Genomic DNA, 15,985 nt, shown 5'->3' with positions numbered 1-15,985 from the left:
TGTGAAAGTAGGTAATCGTCAGGCTCCCCAGCAGCAACAGAAACCCCACCCCAAAAAGGTGGGGTTTCTGCGTTTACACCGCCATTCGCCTGTCTCGAGGGCTGATCCCGATGGCTTTTACCCGCCCGCAATCCCCGCCCCGTCAGGGCGGGCCATCCTCCCTCAGTTCACCCTCCCGCCCCAGATAACGCCGCGACAGATGCACCCAGTACGTCGACCCAACCGGCAGCAGGGCGTCGTTGAAATCGTAACTTGCGTTGTGAAGCATGCAAGGACCCGCGCCATGGCCAGCATCGCGGTGACCTCCAGTTCCGTTGCCCAGGAATGCGTAGCATCCCGGTTTCGCTAGGAGCATGAACGAGAAGTCTTCAGCGCCCATCGTCGGCTCGACTGAGTCGTCGACGTTTTCGACGCCTACGATCTCCTTCATCACCTCGGCCGCAAATCGGGTTTCTTCCGAGCTATTGATCGTCGGCGGGTAGTTCCGGTGGAATGTGATCTCGACCGAGCAGTCGTATGCCTCAGCCGTGCTTTCAGCGATCTTCCGGAGCCGGGTTTCGATCAGGTCGAGCGTTTCCGTCGTGAACGTGCGAACCGTGCCGCCAATCCACGCAACATCAGGTACTACGTTGACTGCGTCACCGGCATGGATCTGCGTGATCGACAGCACCGCCGTATCTAGCGGCTTTTTGTTTCGCGTGATGATGCTTTGAAGTCCGTTGGCGATTTGAACAGCCGTAAATACCGGGTCGCGTCCGTTGTGCGGCAGTGCTGCGTGTGAACCGATGCCCTTGATTTCAATGCGAAATTCGTTGCTCGATGCCATGATCGGACCTTCAGTCACGCCGAAGTTCCCAGCCGGCATGCCTGGCCAGTTATGGATGCCGAAGACCGCATCGACAGGAAAACGAGTGAACAACCCGTCGTCGATCATCGCCTGAGCACCTGCGCCGCCTTCCTCTGCCGGCTGAAAGATAAACACGATCGTGCCGTCGAAATCGCCATGTTCCGCGAGGTATCGGGCCGCGCCAAGCAGCATCGCCGTATGGCCGTCGTGGCCGCACGCGTGCATCTTTCCGTCATTGCGCGAGCGATGTTCGAAGGTGTTCAGTTCGTGTACCGGCAGCGCATCCATGTCGGCGCGCAAACCGACCGATCGTTCACTCGTGCCGCGCTTCAGGACGCCCACCACCCCCGTTTTACCGAGGCCGCGGTGCACTTCGATGCCCCAGGCGGTGAGATTCTTTGCCACGAGATCTGCTGTCTGGGTCTCCTCGTAACGCAGTTCGGGATGCGCGTGGATCGTTCGTCGGATGGTCTGAATTTCGCCCTGGGCGGCCTGGATTTCCGGAATGAGTTTCATGGTCGTAAGTACGTCATTGGCTGCGTGTCGCTCGAGGCTGGACGCCCGAGTCCGGTTCGGATCATTCTACGCCGAACGGCCTTTTTGGCGGAACGCCACCGTCGCCGCGCTGCGAACGTAATAAAATTGCACTTCGCCTCGCAGACGCCTCATTTCTCCCCGGATTTCCGATGAATGCTCCCGCTGAATTTCGCCGTGCAGTTTGTCCGCACGATTGCCCGGATACCTGCGCAATGCGCGTAACCGTCGAAAACGGCAGGGCGGTCAAGGTGACGGGCGATCCCGACCATCCACCGACGCAAGGCGTCCTCTGTGCGAAGGTCAGCCGCTATGCGGAACGGGTGCATCACCAGCAGCGGTTGACGACGCCGATGAAGCGCGTCGGCCGGAAAGGCGAAGGACGGTTTGAGCCGATCAGTTGGGATGAAGCGTTCAAGCTGGCCGGCGCGCGTCTGTCCGAAATCGCGCAACGCGCGCCGGAATCAATCGTGCCTTACAGCTATGCGGGGACGATGGGCCTTGTGCAGGGCGACAGCATTGCGCAGCGGTTCTTTCACAAGCTGGGCGCCTCACGGCTCGATCGGACGATCTGCGCGGCCGCCGGCGCGGCGGGCCTCAAATATACGTATGGCGCGAGCCTCGGTATGCTCACGGAATTTTTCGAAGAGAGCGAACTGATCCTGATCTGGGGTTCAAATCCAATTGCCTCGAATCTGCACTTCTGGACGCGCGCACAGGAAGCGAAGCGCCGCGGCGCAAGGCTCGTCGCGATCGATCCGTACCGCTCGCTCACGGCCGAAAAGTGTCATCAGCACATTGCACTGAAGCCGGGTACAGACGCCGCTTTGGCGCTTGGCATGATGCACGTGCTCATCCGGGAAAACCTCCTCGACCGTGACTACATCAATGCGCATACGCTCGGTTTCGACGAGCTGGCCGGGCGCGCCGCGGCATATCCGCCGGCGCGTGCCGCGGAGATCTGTGGCATCGGTGAGCAGGTCATCATCGATCTCGCGCTTCTTTACGGACGCACAAAAAAAGCGGCGATTCGCCTCAACTACGGCATGCAGCGGGTGCGTGGCGGTGGCAACGCTGTTCGCGCAATCGCCTGTCTGCCGTCGCTGACCGGCGCCTGGCGCGACCGCGCGGGCGGGTTGCTGCTGTCGTCGTCGGGCTGGGCGCCAGTCGATTCGCATGCGCTCGAGCGACCCGATCTGATTCCGGGCTGGCCGCAGAAGCAGCCGCGCATCGTCAATATGAACGCGATCGGCGATGCGCTTACCCATCCCGGTGACGCCGGGTTCGGTCCGAAAGTCGAGGCGATTGTCGTCTACAACTCGAACCCGGTCGCAGTGGCGCCCGATTCGGAAAAGGTTGCCGCCGGATTCGCGCGCGATGATCTCTTTACGATCGTGCTCGAGCATTTCCAGACCGACACGGCCGATTATGCCGATCTGCTGTTGCCGGCCACGACGCAACTCGAACATCTGGATGTACACAAGTCATATGGGCACACGCATGTCATGGCCAACCTGCCGGCGATTGCGCCGGTCGGCGATGCGCGCCCGAACACGGAAATTTTCCGCGGAATCGCGCGTGCCATGGCGCTCGAAGAGCCGGCTCTGTACGAAAGCGACGAAGCCGTCGCGGCTGGCGCGTTCCGCTGGGATGACGCGGCGCTTAAGGGTTCCGGCTGGGAGTCGCTCAAAACCGCTGGATGGGTGAAGCTGAATCTGCCCGATGCGCCGCTCGCTGAGGGCGCATTCCGCACGCCGTCCGGCAAGTGCGAGTTCTTCAGCGCGCGGCTCGCACAGCAAGGGCTCGATCCACTGCCCGACTATCTGCCGCCATACGAATCCGCCGACGGCGCGCCGGAGCTCGCGGCGCGTTTTCCGCTGGCGATGATCTCTCCGCCGTCGCGCAATTTCCTCAACAGCACCTTTGTGAACGTCGAGAGCCTTCGCGCCACTGAAGGCGAACCGCATCTCGACATTCACCCATCCGATGCGCTGGGTCGTGATGTTCACGATGGCGATCTGGTGCGCATCTTCAACGACCGCGGCTCGATGCAGGCGCGCGCCCGTGTGACGGAGCGGGCTCGCGAAGGCCTCGTCGTTGGTCTGTCGATCTGGTGGAAGAAGCTTGCGCCAGATGGACGTAACGCCAATCAGGTCACGAGTCAGGCGCTGACCGATCTCGGCGGTTCCGCTACCTTCTACGACTGTCTGGTCGAAGTCGAGCGCGTGTGATTCCGGCGCGCCGACGCGCCTGGAAACGTCATCGGCAGCCCGGTCGAACCGTCTGGCGACGGTTCGAGGGCCGCGTCTAACCGGGTTTCTTTCGAGAAAAACGACAGGGTGCGCATGCTAGGATGCATGTTTTAGCACGACCATTCGAAAATATAAGGAGGAGACGCCGCATGGACAAAATCTGGCTGAAATCATATCCGCCCGGCGTTCCAGCTGAGATCGACCCGACGCAGTACACGTCGGTCGCCGAACTGCTTGAAGAGAGTTTCCACAAGCACCGGGCGAAGCCGGCTTTCGTCTGCATGGGCAAGGCGATCAGCTACGGCGAACTCGACGATCTGTCGCGCAGGCTTGGCGCCTGGTTCCAGTCGAAGGGACTCGCGCGTGGCGCACGCATCGCCATCATGATGCCGAACGTGCTGCAATATCCGGTCGCCATCGCGGCGATCCTGCGCGCGGGCTATGTCGTCGTGAACGTGAACCCGCTTTATACGCCGCGCGAACTCGAGCATCAACTCAGGGACAGCGGCGCCGAGGCCATCGTCATCCTCGAAAACTTCGCGAACACGTTGCAGGCGGTTGTCGCCAATACGTCGGTGAAGTATGTGGTGGTCGCGGCGATGGGCGATCTGATGGGCGCGAAGGGGATGCTCGTCAATTTCGTCGTGCGTCGCGTGAAGAAAATGGTGCCGGTCTGGAGTCTGCCAGGTCACGTCTGTTTCAACGATGCCGTCGCCGCAGGCGGTCGTCAGACGTTCAAGGCCGTACAGCAGGACCCCGAAGACGTCGCGTTTCTCCAGTACACGGGAGGCACGACGGGTGTCGCGAAAGGCGCGACGCTCACGCACCGCAATCTCGTCGCGAACGTCCTGCAGTCGCATGAGTGGATGGATCCGGTGCGCCACGGCCGCGGTGAAATCGACCAGTTTGTCACCGTGGTCGCGCTGCCGCTGTATCACGTGTTCGCGCTGACCGTGTGCGGGCTGCTGACGATCCGGACCGGCGGCCTCGGCGTACTTATTCCGAATCCGCGCGACATCGGCGGCATGATCAAGTCGTTGCGCGGTTACGCAATCACGACGATCCCGGCCGTGAACACGCTGTATAACGCACTGCTGAACCACCCGGATTTTTCACAGCTCGACTTTTCGAAGCTGATCACCGCAAATGGCGGCGGCATGGCCGTTCAGGAGGCCGTCGCGAAACGCTGGTTCGAGAAGACGAACACGCCGATCGTCGAGGGCTACGGATTATCGGAGACGTCACCGTGCGTCACGTGCAATCCGGTGACGGTGACCGAATACAGCGGCACGATTGGTTTGCCGCTGCCGTCGACGGAAGTTTCGATCCGCGACGACGACGGCAACGAAGTGCCGCTCGGCCAGCCCGGCGAAATCTGCATTCGCGGCCCGCAGGTGATGGCCGGCTACTGGAACCGGCCGGACGAAACGGCCAGGGTCATGACCGGGGACGGCTTTTTCAAATCCGGCGATGTCGGTGTGATGAATGAGAAGGGCTTCGTGAAGATCGTCGACCGCAAGAAGGACATGATCCTGGTGTCGGGTTTCAACGTCTATCCGAACGAGATCGAGGATGTTGTCGCGAAGCACCCGGGCGTCTTCGAGGTTGCGGCGGTTGGCATGCCCGACGAGCGTTCGGGCGAAGCAGTCAAGCTCTTCATCGTCAAGAAAGACCCGGCACTCACCGACGACGATCTGTTCGCATTCTGCAAGACGCAACTGACGGGTTACAAGCGTCCGAAGATCATCGAGTTTCGCACCGAACTGCCGAAGAGCAATGTCGGCAAGATCCTGCGACGTGAGTTGCGGGACGGGCGGGTTTGAAACGGTGAGGTAGTTGCTCGCGCTTGTGGCGTCTGTGCATCGGTGCGGGACAAAACGGCTCAACCAGCGCCGGTTGAGCCTTTTTTGTCGCCGCGCGCGATCCGGTGAGGCGTGGCGGGCGCGATCGGATTGTCCATGTCGCGCAAGGCGCAATGACGGCGACAGTCAGGCACAAAAAAAGGCGCCCGAAGGCGCCTTTGAGGCATACAGCTTTTTTACGACTTATTAGAACTTGTGACGGATACCGATGCGAGCCGTCGTTTGACGGGTGTTCGACGACGGCGTCAGGCCGTTGATTGCCGCATGCGCGACATCGTTGCCAGCCGAATCGCGATCTGCCGAAGCCTGCTGGAACACGCCGATCACATAAACGTCCGTGCGCTTCGACAGGAAGTAGTCGACGCCCAGTGCGCCCTGGTAGTACGCTGCGCCCGCGTTGCCCGTGCCATTCGCCAATGCGACGTCGCTGCCCTTCGTGTAGTCGAACGAGGCGCCGAGCAGCAGTGCTGGGGTCAATTGATACTTGAAGTTGGCTTCGACGTTGTTGAACGTCGCTGTTTCGCCGCTTGCGTATGCCGTGGTACCCACTGCGCCGAGGCCCATGAACTTGACGTTCGAGTACGTCACGCCGACCGTTGCTGCGCCGAACGTATAAGCACCGCCAGCACCGATAACCTGGTACGTGTTGGCCGAGGCGAAACCGCTGTACACCGGGCTCGTGACTGCCGTTTGCTGACCAGTCGTCGCGCTCAGGCCTGCGATCGAGCCGCCGTTGTTGAACAGGCCGCCCGATGCCGCCGGCGTACGTGCGTTCAGGTAGCCAACGCCCAAGACCAACGGACCGTTCGCGTAGCCAGCGCCCAACGACCAGATCTGGTTGCTGGAAAAATCACCAGCCTTGCCGCCGAAGCTGTACGTACCGCCGAACGTCAGGCCGCCGTAGTTCTTGCTCGCGAACTTGACCGTGTTGTTCGTACGGTAAGCGTTGTTGAAGTTGTCCAGGTCACCCGGGTGAGCCGCGATGTAGCCGCCCCACTGGTCACCGGATTCCAGCGGACCGACGTAATCGACGACGGAGTCGTACTGACGACCCAGCGTGACCGTGCCGAACTGGCTCGACAGACCGACGTAAGCCTGACGGCCGAACATCAGACCGCCTTGACCCAGCTTGCCGCTGTTCACGTCAAAGCCGTTTTCCAAAACGAAGATTGCCTTCAGACCGCCGCCCAGATCTTCCGTACCGCGCAGGCCGAAACGGCTGCCTTGAAGCACGCCGCTCGACAGGTTGTACAGGTGCTGGCCACCCGAATTCGTGTTGATGTTGAAACCTTCATCAATAATGCCGTACAGGGTCACGCTGCTCTGCGCATGAGCGACGCCCGCAAACGTGCCCAGTGCTGCCAGAGCGAGAAGCGACTTTTTCATCGAATGATCTCCAAGGAATTACGAATCTTTTATTGCAAGGCGAATATTTGTCGTGCTTTGCTGCCTTGATGTAACTTCGCGAGAAGTTGCACGTAATGTAACAAAACGACCTGGCTGCACAAAGGAAAAGCCGACCGCCCGGTAACCTCATGTTTCGTTTACGCAACATGAGCTAAAATCACGGGTTATCCCCGCTTTTGGGGTTCCGCAAAAACGTGTTTTGTCGTGCAAAGACAAAGCCTTACAAAGCCTGCTGCACTTCAGGCAGCGCAGCTTTCGAGGGAGGCCTGAATGATGCTTGATGAGTTGATAACCGAGCTTGATCGGGGTTTACGATCGATGACGGGTGTGTCGCGGATGTCGCGTCCCGTCCCGCTTCCGCCGGTCGCGGCAGGCGAGTCGACGGCCGTCGAAATGTCGCCAGCCGAACGTGCGCATGCCGCGGGTCTGATGCGTGTCAACCATGTCGGCGAGGTGTGCGCCCAGGCGCTATATCAGGCGCAGAAGCTGGCCACCCGTTCGCCCGCGCTGAGAGAGGCGTTCGAGCATGCCGCCCGCGAAGAGGAGGACCACCTTGCGTGGACGGCGCGTCGTCTCGAAGCGCTCGATTCACGCCCGAGCCTGCTTAATCCGCTCTGGTATGCGGGCTCACTCGCACTCGGTCTCGCGGCGGGTCGTCTGGGTGATCGCGTGAGCCTTGGCTTCATGGCCGAAACCGAAAAGCAGGTGGAGCACCACCTCGATGGCCATCTGGAGACGTTGCCAGAAGCCGATCTCGAATCGCGCGCCATCGTCGAGCAGATGCGCATCGATGAAGCGGCTCACGGTAAGGCCGCTAAAGACGCGGGCGGTATCGATCTGCCGTTTCCCGTGCGCGCGCTGATGCGCGCTGCTTCGAAAGTCATGACACGTACCGCGTATTACGTTTAATCCCACCGGTGGGACGGCGCGCAACACGCCGTTCCGCTTCATCGTCGATGATCCGTGCTTTTCTTCCTCTCAGTTTGCTTACGCGCCGCGCCTTTCCCCCTCACTTTTGAAGTATCACCTTCACTTGTCGCAGTAGCTCATTCATTTATAACGATTTTCTGTTTTAGATGCGACGTGAGCATGTGGCGCTAAGTCCTTGTTCTAGCAAACAAAATTCCTCGAAAAAGCGTGTTTCTCCCTTGACCCGTGTTTAGCGTTCCTCTAAAGTGGGAGACAGTGTGAGAAAGTGTACATTTGTGTGATTTACCGGCTAATTTCGGGTAAATTTTCGAGATCACGCGGGCGTCGTTCAACGTTCGCCATGGGAGAGCAAAAGTGTTCCAAGGGGCGTCAGCGCTCACTCTCGATGCGAAAGGACGGATGTCGGTTCCGTCCCGCTATCGTGAAGCGCTGCAAGGACAGGCAGAAGGCCGGGTGACGATTACCAAGCACCCGGACGGCTGCCTGTTGCTCTTTCCGCGCCCGGAATGGGAGGTCTTCCGCGCGAAGATCGCCGCGCTGCCGATGGACGCCCACTGGTGGCGCCGGATTTTCCTCGGGAATGCTTCGGACGTCGATCTCGATGGCGCGGGCCGCGTGCTGGTCTCGCCCGAATTGCGGATGGCGGCGACGCTGGAAAAGGAAGTGATGTTGCTCGGTATGGGCAGCCACTTCGAGTTATGGGATGCGCAGACCTACGCCGCGAAGGAACAGGCGGCGATGGCGCAAGGCATGCCCGATGCGTTGAAGAATTTCACGTTCTGATCGCGGTTTACATATATGGCACCTGCGATGGGAAACGAACTGCAGCATCGCACGGTGCTGCTGGAAGAAGCGGTCGATGCGCTCGTCACGCGCACGGACGGCGTCTATGTAGACGGCACGTTCGGGCGTGGCGGCCATAGCCGTCTGCTGTTGAGCGGGCTGGGGGAAGGCGGACGTCTGATCGCGTTCGACAAGGACCCGCTCGCGATCGCCACGGCGCAGCAGATCGTCGATTCGCGTTTCGAGATCGTGCATGAAAGTTTTGCTTCACTGCGTGACGCGATCGCGGAACGCGGGGTAGGGCGGATATCGGGCGTGTTGCTGGATCTGGGCGTGTCGTCGCCGCAAATCGACGATCCGGAGCGGGGTTTCAGTTTCCGCGCCGACGGCCCGCTCGATATGCGGATGGACCCGACGCGCGGCGAGTCTGCCGCTGACTGGCTCGCGCGGGCCACGGTGCAGGAACTGACGGAGGTGATACGAGATTATGGGGAAGAACGGTTTGCTTTTCAGATTGCAAAGGCGCTTGTTGCTCGCCGGGCAGAGTCCGACCGTCTTGGGCCTCTCGTCAGCACGGGCGAGCTTGCCCAAATCGTGGCTAACGTCGTCAAAACCCGTGAGAAGGGCAAGGATCCGGCAACCCGCACCTTTCAGGCTATACGGATTCACGTCAATCAAGAGCTTGCGGAGCTGCAAGTCGTTTTAGAAGCAGCGCTGTCGTTGCTGGAGCAAGGGGGGCGGCTGGTGGTGATCAGCTTTCATTCGCTCGAGGACCGGATCGTCAAACGGTTCATGCAGGCGCACGCGAGTGCGCCTGCGGTCGACCGCCGCCTGCCGATCCGTGCCGTCGATCTGCCCAGCCCGCCGCTCAGAATCATCGGCCGTGTGTTTGCAAGTGACGAAGAAGTCGCCGCGAACCCGCGCGCCCGTTCGGCCGTGATGCGCGTCGCGGAGCGTATCGCGCCATGAACCGCCTCAATATCTTCCTTCTGATCGTCGTGATGGGCTGCGCGCTTTCCGTTGTCAACGCGACCAATCAGCAGCGTCAGATCTTTATCCAGTTGCAGCGGGCGCAGTCGCAGGAGCGACAGTTGCAGCAGGATTACTCGCAGCTTCAATATCAGCAGAGCGCGCTGTCGAAGACCTCGCGTATCGAGCAGATCGCCACGGCCTCACTGAAGATGCAGCCGGCCACGACCGGCCGCACGCAATATCTGACGCTCGCCGCCGGCGCGGCAACCGCTGAAGACGCACCGGTGCCGACCTCCGACGCCGGTTCGGCATCGTCGGCGTCCGCAGCCCGCCCGCGAGGTGTCCGATGAAAAAATCGGCTAATCGCAAGAGCGTCGCGTTTTCGGCGAACCCGATCCTTTCTGTTCGCCTGCCGATGTGGCGTTCGAAGCTCGTCGTGTTCCTGCTGTTCATGGCGTTCGTCGCCCTGGCCGCGCGCGCGTTCTGGATTCAGGGCCCGGGCAACGCGTTTTATCAGAAGCAGGGTGAAAGCCGCTATCAGCACACGCTCGAACTGCCGGCCACGCGCGGCAAGATTCTGGACCGCAATGGGCTCGTGCTTGCCACCAGCCTGCCCGTGCGCGCGATCTGGGCGATTCCCGAATCCGTGCCGGACGATCTCGGCGCGGACAAGCTCGCGTCGCTCGGCAAACTGCTCGACATGACACAGAAGGAACTGCGCACGAAGCTCTCGGAAGACAAGACCTTCGTCTACGTGAAGCGCCAGGTGCCGGTCGACGTCGCGCAGAAAGTCGCCGCTCTCGACATTCCCGGTATCTATCAGCGTGGTGAATACAAGCGCTTCTATCCCGAAGGCGAGATTACCGCTCACCTGATCGGCTTCACGAACGTCGAGGACGAAGGTCAGGAAGGCGTCGAACTCGGCGACCAGAAGCTGCTCGCCGGCACTTCGGGCATCCGTCGCGTGATCAAGGACCGGATGGGCCGCGTGGTCGAGGACGTCGACGAGCAGGTCGTGCCGCACAACGGCACCGACGTCGACCTGTCGATCGATAGCAAGATCCAGTACATCGCGTACACGAACCTGAAAGCAGCGGTCGAGAAATTCAAGGCGAAGGCCGGTGCGGCCATGGTGATCGACGTGCGCACGGGCGAAGTGCTCGCGCTCGTCAATTACCCGACGTACAACCCGAACGACCGCTCGCACCTGACCGGCGAGCAGCTGCGTAACCGGATACTGACCGACGTGTTCGAGCCGGGCTCGATCATGAAGCCGTTCACGGTTTCGCTTGCCCTCGATCTGCATCGCGTCACGCCGACTACACTGGTAGATACCGGTCCGGGCCGTTTCGTGCTGGACGGCGCGACGATTACCGATGACAGTGCGTTCGGCGTGCTGACGGTCGGCGGCGTGATCCAGAAGTCGAGCAACATCGGCGCGACCAAAATCGCCATGACGCTCAAGCCGGAAGAGATGTGGAATATGTACACGAGCATCGGTCTCGGTCAGGCGCCGAAGGTCGGGTTCCCCGGCGCGGCGGCGGGACGTCTGCGCCCGTGGCATAGCTGGCGGCGCATCGAGCAGGCAACCATGTCGTACGGCTACGGCCTGTCGGCTTCGCTGTTCCAGCTGGCGCGCGCGTACACCGCGATCGCGCACGACGGCCAGATCGTGCCGGTGTCGATTTTCCACACGCCCGGCGGCCAGCCAGTGCCCGGCACGCAGATTTTCTCGCCGACCACCGCGCGTGAAGTGCGCGCCATGCTCGAAACCGTGACAGCGCCGGGCGGCACATCGCCGGATGCGGCGGTGCCGGGTTACCGTGTCGGTGGCAAGAGCGGCACGGCGTACAAGCACGGCCCTCACGGGTACGACAAATCGAAGTACCGCGCGTCGTTCGTCGGCATGGCGCCGATGCCGAATCCGCGCATCGTCGTCGCCGTTTCGGTCGACGAGCCGACGGCCGGTAGCCACTTTGGCGGCCAGGTGTCGGGCCCGGTGTTCTCGTCGATCGTGGGCGATACGCTGCGCACGCTGAACGTGCCGCCGGATATGCCGGTCAGGCAGATGGTGGTGTCCGACGATACGGCCCCGCCCACGACGCCGGCCGCGCCATCCGCTGCGGCAGCCACTGCGAAAAAGCTTGCCACCGGCGCCGGTGGCGCGAGGAAACTCACTATCGCGGATACCGCGAAGACCCGTCCCGGAGTGGTCAGATGAGCGCGTTGCGTTCCGCGCATCCGGCGCACCGGCAAATCGCCGACGCACTCGCCTGGCTGCACGCCCGCGTGCAGCCAGCGGCGCATCTGCACGCCGATACGCGCTCGATCGCGGCCGGCGACGTGTTTCTCGCCTACGCCGTCGACGGCGCCGACAACCGTCCGTTCATCGATAACGCGATCGAACGTGGCGCAACGGCGGTGCTCGTTCAACCTGAAAACTTCACCGGTGCAATCGATCCGGTCAGCGCGCTCGCCGTGCCGGCGCTCAACGATCTGGCTGGCCCGATTGCGAGCGCCTGGTACAGCGATCCGAGCGATGCGATGCTCGTTTTCGGCGTGACGGGCACGAACGGCAAGACGTCGTGCAGCCAGTGGATTTCGTCGGCGCTGACGGCGGCCGGCACGCGCTGCGCGATCATTGGCACGCTCGGCAGCGGCATGCCGGGCCAGCTCGTCCACACGGGTTTCACGACGCCGGACGCTCCGCAGCTTCAGCGCAGTCTTGCGCGGTTGCGTGACGCAGGCGCGCAGGCTGTCGCGATGGAAGTGTCGTCGCACGCGCTGCATCAAGGGCGCGTGAACGGCACGTCGTTCGACATCGCCGTGTTCACGAACCTCACGCAGGATCATCTCGACTATCACGGCACGTTTGCCGCCTACGAGGCGGCCAAGGCACGTCTCTTTGCATGGCCGGGTCTGCGCGCGGCCGTGATCAACCGGGATGACGAAGCCGGCCGCCGCCTGCTCGCAGGCGCACATGGCAAGGTGCGCACGATCGCGTACGGCATCGAAGGCGCGCAGGATAACGCATCGGAAACCGCGCAGTCCGACGCATGGCTCGTCGCGTCGAAGGTTCGCGCGACGGCGACGGGCACGGCTTTTCACCTGACCACGTCCGGATGGGGCGACGCCGACGTCGAAGTCGCGACGCTCGGCGCGTTCAACGTGAGCAATCTGCTTGGCGTGCTGGGCGCGCTGCTCGCCGCCGACGTGCCATTCGAAGCCGCGCTCGTGGAACTGGAAAAACTCGAACCGGTAAACGGACGCATGCAGCGTCTCGGCGGCCGTTTGCAGAACGACGAACCGCTCGTCGTGATCGATTACGCGCACACGCCCGACGCGCTCGAAAAGACCCTCGCTGCGCTGCGTCCGATCGCGGTTGCGCGCGGCGGCGAACTCGTCTGCATGTTCGGTTGCGGCGGCGATCGCGACGCCACGAAGCGTCCGCTGATGGGCGCCATCGCCGAATCGTTCGCGGACGCGCTCATCGTGACGAGCGATAACCCGCGCAGCGAAGATCCGGCGTCGATCATCGACCAGATCGTCGCGGGCATGAAGGACGCCACGAAGGCACGCCGCATCGACGACCGCGCGAGCGCGATCCTGCATGCGATCCGTCACGCCGCCCGCGAAGACGTGATCGTGCTGGCCGGCAAGGGGCACGAAGCAACACAGGAAATCATGGGCAGGAAACGCGCTTTCTCCGATCAGGATCACGCCCGCCTCGCGCTCGCCGCGCGCGCGACGCAGGCTCGCGGAGGTGGCGAATGACGATGTATTCGCTCCGCGAAGCCGCTGCGCTGATTCCGGGCGCGACCGTGCTCGGCGATGAATCGGTGACGTTCGAGCGCGTGTCGACCGACAGCCGCACGGCCGGCCCCGGCGACCTCTTCGTCGCGCTGAAGGGCGACCGTTTCGATGCGCACGATTTCCTGCCGGAAGTCGCGACGCGTCACGTGAGCGCCGCGCTCGTCACCCGCAGCCCGGGCGACTGGCGTGTGCCCGCGTTGCGCGTCGCCGATACGCGGGTTGCGCTGGGCGCGCTCGCGCGCGGCTGGCGTCGGCGGTTCTCGATGCCGCTCGTCGCGGTCACGGGCAGCAACGGCAAGACGACGGTCAAGGAAATGATCGCGTCGATCTTCGCGGCGGCGGTGGGTGAGCCGGCACGGCTCGCAACCGCCGGCAACTTCAACAACGACATCGGCCTTCCGCTCACGCTCTTCCGTCTCACCGATACGCACCGGCTCGCGGTCGTCGAACTCGGCATGAACCATCCGGGCGAAACCGGTCTGCTCGCGAAAATCGCCGAGCCGACCGTCGCGGTAGTCAACAATGCGCAGCGTGAGCATCAGGAATTCATGGCGACCGTCGAAGCGGTCGCGCTCGAACACGCGAGCGTGATTCATGCGCTGAAACCGGAAGGCGTCGCGGTCTTTCCCGCCGACGACACGTACGCGAGCATCTGGCGCGTCGCCGCGACGGGTAGCCAGATCATCGACTTCGCGTTGAATCCCGCAGGCGGAGTTAATGCGCCGCGCTCGACCGAAGCCGCGGTGACCGGCACGTTCGACGGCAGCCGTTTGACGATCGATACGCCACAAGGCCGCGTCGAAGTCGCACTGCAGGTGCTCGGCGAGCACAACGCGCGCAACGCGCTCGCGGCAACCGCGGCGGCGCTTGCGTCGAACGTGTCGCTCGACGCGATCCGCCGCGGTCTCGAAGCGTTCGGCGCGGTGAAGGGCCGTTTGCAGGTGAAGCGCGCGGCGTCGGGCTCGTTCGCGGGCGCGACCGTCATCGACGACACGTACAACGCCAACCCCGACTCGATGCGCGCTGCGATCGACGTACTCGCGGCGTGCGCTTCGCCGCGCGTGCTGGTGATGGGCGACATGGGCGAAGTGGGCGACAGCGGTCCGGCGTTTCACCGCGAAGTCGGTGCGTACGCGAAGGAACGCGGCATCGAGACGTTGCTCGCCACGGGCGACGCGACGCGCGATGCATGCAGCGCATACGGCGCTGACGCGCGTCATTTCGATGACGCCGCCGCGCTGGTCGCGCATCTGCAGCAGGCTGGCTTAGGGCCGGATACAACGATTCTCGTGAAAGGCTCGCGCTTCATGAAAATGGAACGCGTGGTGGACGCCGTGACGAGTCCACAACCCTCAGCACCGGGCACGACGCCCGGTGCGCACTGAAATAGAAGGACCGAGGCATGCTTCTGGCGCTGGCGCAATGGCTGCAGAATGACGCAAGCTTTTTGCGCGTGTTCAGTTATCTGACTTTTCGGGCGGTCGCGGCGACCATTACCGCGCTCGTGATCGGGCTCGTCTGCGGCCCGGCCGTGATCCGCAAGCTGACCGCGATGAAGGTCGGCCAGGCCGTCCGTAAAGACGGCCCGCCGACTCACCTCGTGAAATCCGGTACGCCGACGATGGGCGGCGTGCTGATCCTGCTCGGCATTGGCGTCTCGACGCTGTTGTGGGCCGACCTGACGAACCGCTTCATCTGGATCGTGATTCTCGTCACGTTCGGCTTCGGCGTGATCGGCTGGGTCGACGATTACCGCAAGGTCGTCCACAAGGATCCGCGCGGGATGTCGTCGCGCGAAAAATACTTCTGGCAGTCGGTGATCGGGCTTTTCGCGGCGGTCTATCTCGCCTTCAGCGTGTCGGAAGCGAGCAACGTGCGCGTGTTCGATCTTTTCATGGCGTGGGTGCGAAGCGGTCTGTCGATGGGCCTGCCCGCGCGCGCCGACCTGTTGCTGCCGTTCGTGAAGTCGATCAGCTATCCGCTCGGCGTCTGGGGTTTCATCCTGCTGACGTATCTCGTGATCGTCGGCGCGAGCAATGCGGTGAATCTCACCGATGGTCTCGACGGTCTCGTGATCATGCCGGTCGTGCTGGTCGGCGCATCGCTCGGCGTGTTCGCTTACGTGATGGGCAGCTCGGTCTACTCGAAGTATCTGCTGTTCCCGCATATCCCCGGCGCGGGCGAGCTGCTGATCTTCTGCTCGGCGATGAGCGGTGCCGGGCTTGCGTTCCTCTGGTACAACACGCACCCGGCGCAGATGTTCATGGGCGACGTCGGTGCCCTCGCGCTCGGCGGCGCGCTCGGCACGATCGCGGTCATCGTGCGCCAGGAAATCGTGCTCTTCATCATGGGCGGCATCTTCGTCGCGGAAACGCTGTCGGTGATCCTGCAGGTCACCTGGTTCAAGTACACGAAGCGTCGCTACGGAGAAGGGCGGCGTTTCTTCAAGATGGCGCCGCTGCATCACCACTTCGAACTGTCGGGCTGGAAAGAGACGCAGGTGGTGGTGCGGTTCTGGATCATCACGCTCATGTTGTGCCTGTTCGGTCTGTCCACGCTCAAGCTGCGGTGAACGTTGATGACCC

Annotated in this window: 12 protein-coding genes; 10 read left to right on the top strand and 2 right to left on the bottom strand. The window is 62.5% G+C overall.

Translation table 11 applies throughout. The features are described from left to right. Positions 1-142: 142 nt before the first annotated feature. Entirely contained in the window at positions 143-1,363 is a 1,221-nt protein-coding gene (locus LPA34_RS24415; protein ID WP_228983301.1) for a M20 aminoacylase family protein, read from the bottom strand. 170 nt (positions 1,364-1,533) lie between these two features. Here LPA34_RS24415 and LPA34_RS24410 point away from each other — a divergent pair, with 170 nt between their 5' ends. Together LPA34_RS24410 and LPA34_RS24405 are read left to right on the top strand one after the other, a co-directional pair. Further along, positions 1,534-3,612, top strand: coding sequence for a molybdopterin-containing oxidoreductase family protein (locus tag LPA34_RS24410; protein WP_228983297.1), 2,079 nt, complete (start codon positions 1,534-1,536; stop codon positions 3,610-3,612). A 170-nt stretch (positions 3,613-3,782) separates the two neighbouring features. Next, a complete protein-coding gene (locus tag LPA34_RS24405) occupies positions 3,783-5,456 on the top strand; it encodes a long-chain fatty acid--CoA ligase (RefSeq protein ID WP_228983293.1) in 1,674 nt (557 codons plus the stop codon). A 225-nt stretch (positions 5,457-5,681) separates the two neighbouring features. Here LPA34_RS24405 and LPA34_RS24400 read toward each other — a convergent pair whose 3' ends face one another. Next, the gene (locus tag LPA34_RS24400) at positions 5,682-6,881 is read right to left on the bottom strand and encodes a porin (RefSeq protein WP_228983290.1); all 1,200 of its coding nucleotides are present in this window, start codon (positions 6,879-6,881) and stop codon (positions 5,682-5,684) included. A gap of 291 nt (positions 6,882-7,172) precedes the next feature. On the opposite strand from LPA34_RS24400, the gene coq7 reads away from it, so the two are divergent. The 8 genes from coq7 to mraY all read left to right on the top strand — a co-directional run bounded on the left by coq7 (position 7,173) and on the right by mraY (position 15,972). Continuing rightward, a complete protein-coding gene (coq7, locus tag LPA34_RS24395) occupies positions 7,173-7,811 on the top strand; it encodes a 2-polyprenyl-3-methyl-6-methoxy-1,4-benzoquinone monooxygenase (RefSeq protein WP_228983288.1) in 639 nt (212 codons plus the stop codon). 375 nt (positions 7,812-8,186) lie between these two features. After that, positions 8,187-8,615 carry a division/cell wall cluster transcriptional repressor MraZ gene (gene mraZ, locus LPA34_RS24390; protein ID WP_228983286.1) on the top strand — a complete coding sequence of 143 codons (429 nt, stop codon included), beginning with the start codon at positions 8,187-8,189 and terminating at the stop codon, positions 8,613-8,615. A gap of 15 nt (positions 8,616-8,630) precedes the next feature. Next, the gene (gene rsmH / locus LPA34_RS24385) at positions 8,631-9,584 is read left to right on the top strand and encodes a 16S rRNA (cytosine(1402)-N(4))-methyltransferase RsmH (RefSeq protein WP_228983283.1); all 954 of its coding nucleotides are present in this window, start codon (positions 8,631-8,633) and stop codon (positions 9,582-9,584) included. Continuing rightward, positions 9,581-9,937, top strand: a complete 357-nt coding sequence (gene ftsL, locus LPA34_RS24380) for a cell division protein FtsL (RefSeq protein WP_228983278.1) — start codon at positions 9,581-9,583, stop codon at positions 9,935-9,937. Before rsmH ends, ftsL begins: the two co-directional genes overlap by 4 nt. Beyond that, positions 9,934-11,808 (top strand): peptidoglycan D,D-transpeptidase FtsI family protein, encoded by a 1,875-nt coding sequence (locus tag LPA34_RS24375; protein ID WP_228983276.1) that lies wholly within the window; start codon positions 9,934-9,936, stop codon positions 11,806-11,808. Before ftsL ends, LPA34_RS24375 begins: the two co-directional genes overlap by 4 nt. After that, a complete protein-coding gene (locus tag LPA34_RS24370; protein ID WP_228983273.1) occupies positions 11,805-13,361 on the top strand; it encodes a UDP-N-acetylmuramoyl-L-alanyl-D-glutamate--2,6-diaminopimelate ligase in 1,557 nt (518 codons plus the stop codon). Before LPA34_RS24375 ends, LPA34_RS24370 begins: the two co-directional genes overlap by 4 nt. Next, positions 13,358-14,785, top strand: coding sequence for a UDP-N-acetylmuramoyl-tripeptide--D-alanyl-D-alanine ligase (locus tag LPA34_RS24365; protein ID WP_228983268.1), 1,428 nt, complete (start codon positions 13,358-13,360; stop codon positions 14,783-14,785). The genes LPA34_RS24370 and LPA34_RS24365 overlap by 4 nt, the downstream gene beginning before the upstream one ends. 17 nt (positions 14,786-14,802) lie before the next feature. Next, on the top strand, positions 14,803-15,972 hold the full coding sequence (mraY, locus tag LPA34_RS24360; protein ID WP_228983265.1) for a phospho-N-acetylmuramoyl-pentapeptide-transferase: 1,170 nt from the start codon (positions 14,803-14,805) through the stop codon (positions 15,970-15,972). The last annotated feature ends 13 nt before the right edge of the window (positions 15,973-15,985 follow it).

It is taken from the genome of Paraburkholderia gardini (genome assembly GCF_907164575.1).
Lineage (GTDB): Bacteria > Pseudomonadota > Gammaproteobacteria > Burkholderiales > Burkholderiaceae > Paraburkholderia > Paraburkholderia gardini.
This window is presented reverse-complemented; position numbering and strand designations above follow the sequence as displayed.

Excerpts from the sequence above, each read along its gene's own strand:
- LPA34_RS24415 (WP_228983301.1), bottom strand. The coding sequence starts at position 1,363 with ATGAAACTCATTCCGGAAATCCAGGCCGCCCAGGGCGAAATTCAGACC.
- LPA34_RS24410 (WP_228983297.1), top strand. The coding sequence starts at position 1,534 with ATGAATGCTCCCGCTGAATTTCGCCGTGCAGTTTGTCCGCACGATTGC.
- LPA34_RS24405 (WP_228983293.1), top strand. The coding sequence starts at position 3,783 with ATGGACAAAATCTGGCTGAAATCATATCCGCCCGGCGTTCCAGCTGAG.
- LPA34_RS24400 (WP_228983290.1), bottom strand. The coding sequence starts at position 6,881 with ATGAAAAAGTCGCTTCTCGCTCTGGCAGCACTGGGCACGTTTGCGGGC.
- coq7 (WP_228983288.1), top strand. The coding sequence starts at position 7,173 with ATGATGCTTGATGAGTTGATAACCGAGCTTGATCGGGGTTTACGATCG.
- rsmH (WP_228983283.1), top strand. The coding sequence starts at position 8,631 with ATGGCACCTGCGATGGGAAACGAACTGCAGCATCGCACGGTGCTGCTG.
- ftsL (WP_228983278.1), top strand. The coding sequence starts at position 9,581 with ATGAACCGCCTCAATATCTTCCTTCTGATCGTCGTGATGGGCTGCGCG.
- LPA34_RS24375 (WP_228983276.1), top strand. The coding sequence starts at position 9,934 with ATGAAAAAATCGGCTAATCGCAAGAGCGTCGCGTTTTCGGCGAACCCG.
- LPA34_RS24370 (WP_228983273.1), top strand. The coding sequence starts at position 11,805 with ATGAGCGCGTTGCGTTCCGCGCATCCGGCGCACCGGCAAATCGCCGAC.
- LPA34_RS24365 (WP_228983268.1), top strand. The coding sequence starts at position 13,358 with ATGACGATGTATTCGCTCCGCGAAGCCGCTGCGCTGATTCCGGGCGCG.
- mraY (WP_228983265.1), top strand. The coding sequence starts at position 14,803 with ATGCTTCTGGCGCTGGCGCAATGGCTGCAGAATGACGCAAGCTTTTTG.